General features: G+C 62.7%; 5 protein-coding genes. All 5 read left to right on the forward strand.

What is annotated here, in order from left to right; all coding sequences use genetic code 11:
* Positions 1–53: 53 nt before the first annotated feature.
* The gene (locus ABZ914_RS48100; protein WP_010905176.1) at positions 54–506 is read left to right on the forward strand and encodes a dUTP diphosphatase; all 453 of its coding nucleotides are present in this window, start codon (positions 54–56) and stop codon (positions 504–506) included.
* Between the two features lie 252 nt (positions 507–758).
* A complete protein-coding gene (locus ABZ914_RS48105; RefSeq protein ID WP_500201319.1) occupies positions 759–1,307 on the forward strand; it encodes a metallophosphoesterase in 549 nt (182 codons plus the stop codon).
* Positions 1,308–1,412: 105 nt separating this feature from the next.
* On the forward strand, positions 1,413–2,057 hold the full coding sequence (locus ABZ914_RS48110) for a TetR/AcrR family transcriptional regulator (RefSeq protein ID WP_500201320.1): 645 nt from the start codon (positions 1,413–1,415) through the stop codon (positions 2,055–2,057).
* A 150-nt stretch (positions 2,058–2,207) separates the two neighbouring features.
* Positions 2,208–3,272 carry an alpha/beta fold hydrolase gene (locus ABZ914_RS48115; protein WP_500201321.1) on the forward strand — a complete coding sequence of 355 codons (1,065 nt, stop codon included), beginning with the start codon at positions 2,208–2,210 and terminating at the stop codon, positions 3,270–3,272.
* 142 nt (positions 3,273–3,414) lie between these two features.
* On the forward strand, positions 3,415–3,951 hold a 537-nt coding region (locus ABZ914_RS48120), incomplete at its 3' end, for a class I SAM-dependent methyltransferase (protein WP_500201322.1).

The raw sequence follows: 3,951 nt of genomic DNA on the forward strand, positions 1-3,951 counted from the left end.
CTCTCTGAGTGCTTTTTTTATGATATAATAGAAAAAAACAAATGAGGTAAGAGATGAAAATTCGTGGATTTGAAGTGGTAACTAAATATAAAAATGCTGGAATTAATATACCAAAACGTTCAACTGAACATTCAGCAGGTTATGACATTGAAGCAGCTGAAACCGTTAGTTTTGCGCCAGGGGAAATTAAATTAATTCCAACAGGCTTGAAGGCCTATATGCAGGCAGGTGAAGTGCTTTACATGTATGACCGTTCATCAAATCCTCGTAAAAAAGGCTTGGTTTTAATCAATTCAGTAGGTGTTATTGACAAGGATTACTATAATAATCCTGATAATGAAGGGCATATGTTTATGCAGATGCGTAATTTCACTGATGAAGAAGTCGTAATTGAAAAAGGGGAGCGCGTGGTTCAGGGAGTCTTCATGCCTTTCTTGGTCGCTGATGGTGATGAAAATCAAGAAAAAGAAGAACGGACTGGTGGATTTGGGTCAACAGGAGCTTAATTCAAATTAAAGTAATTTAAGAAGCGCAATAGCGCTTTTTATTTTTGCGAACAGAAGCTTTTAAAGCCTATTCATATTACCTGTGTTATAAATCTTATGTTTGTCACAAGCAAACTGCTAGGATATCTGTAGATGCTTTATTGCTCTGAGGAAGATACTATAGCAATCTTAAGTTTCACTTGCTTATAAATTAGGCGAAAGCTAGTAAGACGAAATATTGTTTAGCCTTAGTAGCTATGCTATAATAGTATTATGAATAAACTGCGTATCCTTCATTTGAATGATTTACACTCTCACTTGGAACGTTTCCCTGTGATTGAGCGTTTTTTTGCTGAAAAATCACATGAAGAAGTTGAAAGTTTGTCTTTCGACTTGGGTGACAATGTGGATCGGGTTCATCCTTTGACGGAGGCAACAGAGGGACAATTTAATGTTGAATTGATGAATCGTTTAGATTTGACGGCGGCGACAATAGGTAATAATGAGGGATTAGGACTGACACATGAGATGCTTTCTCATCTCTATGATGAAGCTAATTTTCCTGTTCTCTTGTCAAATTTGGCGACAAATTTTGCACAATCTGAGCCTTTGATAGTCACGACTTCATTTGGCTTACGAATTGGATTAATTGGTTTGACAGCCCCTTATGTTCTTGCTTATCCACAGGCGGGCTGGGAATTGTCAGACCCTTTTGTGGTTTTACGCCGGCGCCTGCGGGCGGGGAGGTTCCGGGCGGGGGCGGGTTCAGCGTGCATGGTGCTTCTCCCTGGGGGGTGGGAAACGCGAGCCGGGGAAGTCTGAAATTGACCGTTTTCAGACTTTGGTTACTGGATGGTAGGCGGGGGTGACGCCCGTCACAAGGGCGATGCGGGAAGATTCTCTGCAGCACCAGGCGGAGGGCGCGGAGTGACGGGCAGGATCACCCCCGGAGCGGGCCGGTACCGGGGCATGGACGCGGACGAGCGGCGGGCCGAGCGGCGCCGCCGGTTCCGCGAGGCGGGCCTGGAGATGTTCGGCGCCGGCCCGGGGTACCGGGGCACCAGGCTCGCCGACCTGTGCAGAACGGCCGGGCTCTCGACGCGCCAGTTCTACGAGGAGTACCGCACCCTCGAAGACCTCCTGGCCGACCTGCACCTGTACGTCAACGACGTCGCCGAGCGGGCCGTCGTCGAGGTGCTCCCCCGCGTCCAGGACCGGTCACTGCCCGAGCGCATCACCGCGATGCTGCACGCCTACGTCCAGGGGGCCACCTCCGACCCGCGGCACGCCCGCATCGCCTACGTCGAGATCATCGGTGTCAGCCCGCGGATGGACCGCCAGCGCCTCGAACGCCGCGCCGTCTGGATCGACTTCATCGGCCGGACCGCGGACCAGGCCGTCGAGCGCGGCGAGATGCCGCCGGGCAACTACCGCATCGCCGCCACCGGTTTCATCGGCGCCGTCAACGGCCTCATGCACGACTGGGTCGTGGGGTGGGTCGACGCGACCCTGGAGGAGATCGCCGACGAGCTCCTGCAGATCCTGCTGGGCCGATACAAGATCACGCTCTGAGGGCGCCGGTGCGGGCGCGGAGATGGCCGTGTCCGGCCGTCCTGGCTTGACCGGCCGCGCGCGTTGGCGGTCGAGCATGGCGATATGCGACGTTGACGGAGGTCGGCCGCGGGCCGGCCTGTTCCGAGGACGGCGAGTGGGGGCCGAGTGATGGACGGCGGGCCGCCCGGCGGCCGGGAACCGCGCTTCGAGATCCGTTTCTGCGCCGCCGAGGGCGGGGCGCGGATCGCCTACGCCACGGTCGGCGACGGGCCCCTGCTGATCGTCCCTCCCGCCTGGATCAGCCACCTGGAACTGCTCTGGCAGGACCCGGCCGTCCGCGCGTTCCTCGTCCCGCTGGCCGCGCGCCGGACGGTGGTGCTGTACGACAAGCCCGGCTGCGGGCTGTCCGATCCGTGGCCAGGCCGCCAGACGCTGGACACCGACGTGCAGGTGCTGCGGACGGTCGCCGGCCATCTGCGGCAGGACACCTTCGACCTGCTGGGCGTGTCGACTGCGGCGGCGACGACGCTGGCGTTCGCCGTACGGCATCCGGAGCGCGTCGGGCGCCTGGTCGTCTACGGCGGTTACGCCGACGGCCGGCAGGTCGCGTCCCCGCAGGTCCGGACGGCTCTGCTCGGCATGGTGCGCGCCCACTGGGGGCTCGGCTCGGACGTGCTGGCCGACATCTTCATGGCCGACGCCGACGCCGACAGCAGAAGGCATTTCACGCGGCTGCAGCGAGGCACGGCCACCGCGGAGTTCGCCTGCGAGCTGCTGGACCAGTGCTACGACGCACGCGTGGTGGACGAGCTGGACAGGGTCGTCACGCCGACCCTGGTGCTGCACCGGCGCGGTGACCGGGCGATCCCGTACCGGCTCGGGCGGGACCTGGCCGCGCGGATCCCCGGCGCGCGGCTGACGACGCTCCCCGGCCGCGGCCACTTCCCCTGGTCCGGGGACTCCGCGCCGCTGGTCCGCGCCGTCCTGGAGTACCTGGGCGAGACCGCGAGCCCGCCCCCGTGGCACGGCCCGCGGTCCATGGACGATGTGCTCACTCCCCGGCAGCTCCAGGTCGCGGCCCTGGTCGCGGACGGGCTGAGCAACCGCCAGATCGCCCGGCGCCTCGGGATCAAGGAGCGCTCCGCCGAAGGCCACGTCGAACGGATCCGCCAGCGGCTCGGCGTCCGCTCCCGCGCCCAGATCGCCGCCTGGTGGGCCCGGCGCGACCGCTGAGGTAGCGGACTCGGGTAGCGCGCTGGCGTATTTCCCCGCCTGACAGGACGCCGCGCCCCGTCGGATCCTTCAGAGGCCGCCGCGCCCGCCACCAGGACGGCCGGCCTTCCCATCGGCGGCATCGACGTTCGAGGAGCGGCACATGCCCGACGCCAGCACCCTGCCGGCACTGAGCCCGAACCCGGTACGCGGGCGCCTGAACTCGGCGTTCTTCGCGCTGACGGCCGGCTACACCGACCGGCGGCTCGCCGGGCACAAGCGGCGGATCCTCCCCCGGGCCGGCGGCGTCGTCGCCGAGATCGGCGCCGGCAACGGCCCGAACCTGCGCTACCTGCCGCCGGAGACGACCGTGCACGCCATCGAGCCGAACCCGTACTTCCATCGGCGGCTGACGCGCACGGCCGCCGTCCGCGGCATCGACCTGACCATCCATCCGGTGCCGGGCGAGGCGATCGACCTGGAGGACGCGAGCGTGGACGCCGTGATGTGCACGTGGGTGCTCTGCAGCGTCCACGACCCGGCCCAGGTGCTCCGGGAGGTCCACCGGATCCTGCGGCCCGGCGGCCGGTTCGCGTTCATCGAGCACGTCGCCGCGCCGCACGGCCCCGGGCGGGGCGGCCCGCGGGTGGTGCGCCGGCCGGGGCGGGGGGGGTTGGAGGGGGGCCGCCCCGACCCGGGC

The sequence above is a fragment of the Spirillospora sp. NPDC046719 genome, from assembly GCF_040645715.1.
In the GTDB taxonomy this organism is placed as follows: domain Bacteria; phylum Actinomycetota; class Actinomycetes; order Streptosporangiales; family Streptosporangiaceae; genus Spirillospora.

Coding starts and splice junctions, on each gene's coding strand:
- ABZ914_RS48100 (WP_010905176.1), top strand. CDS start 54: ATGAAAATTCGTGGATTTGAAGTGGTAACTAAATATAAAAATGCTGGA.
- ABZ914_RS48105 (WP_500201319.1), top strand. CDS start 759: ATGAATAAACTGCGTATCCTTCATTTGAATGATTTACACTCTCACTTG.
- ABZ914_RS48115 (WP_500201321.1), top strand. CDS start 2,208: ATGGACGGCGGGCCGCCCGGCGGCCGGGAACCGCGCTTCGAGATCCGT.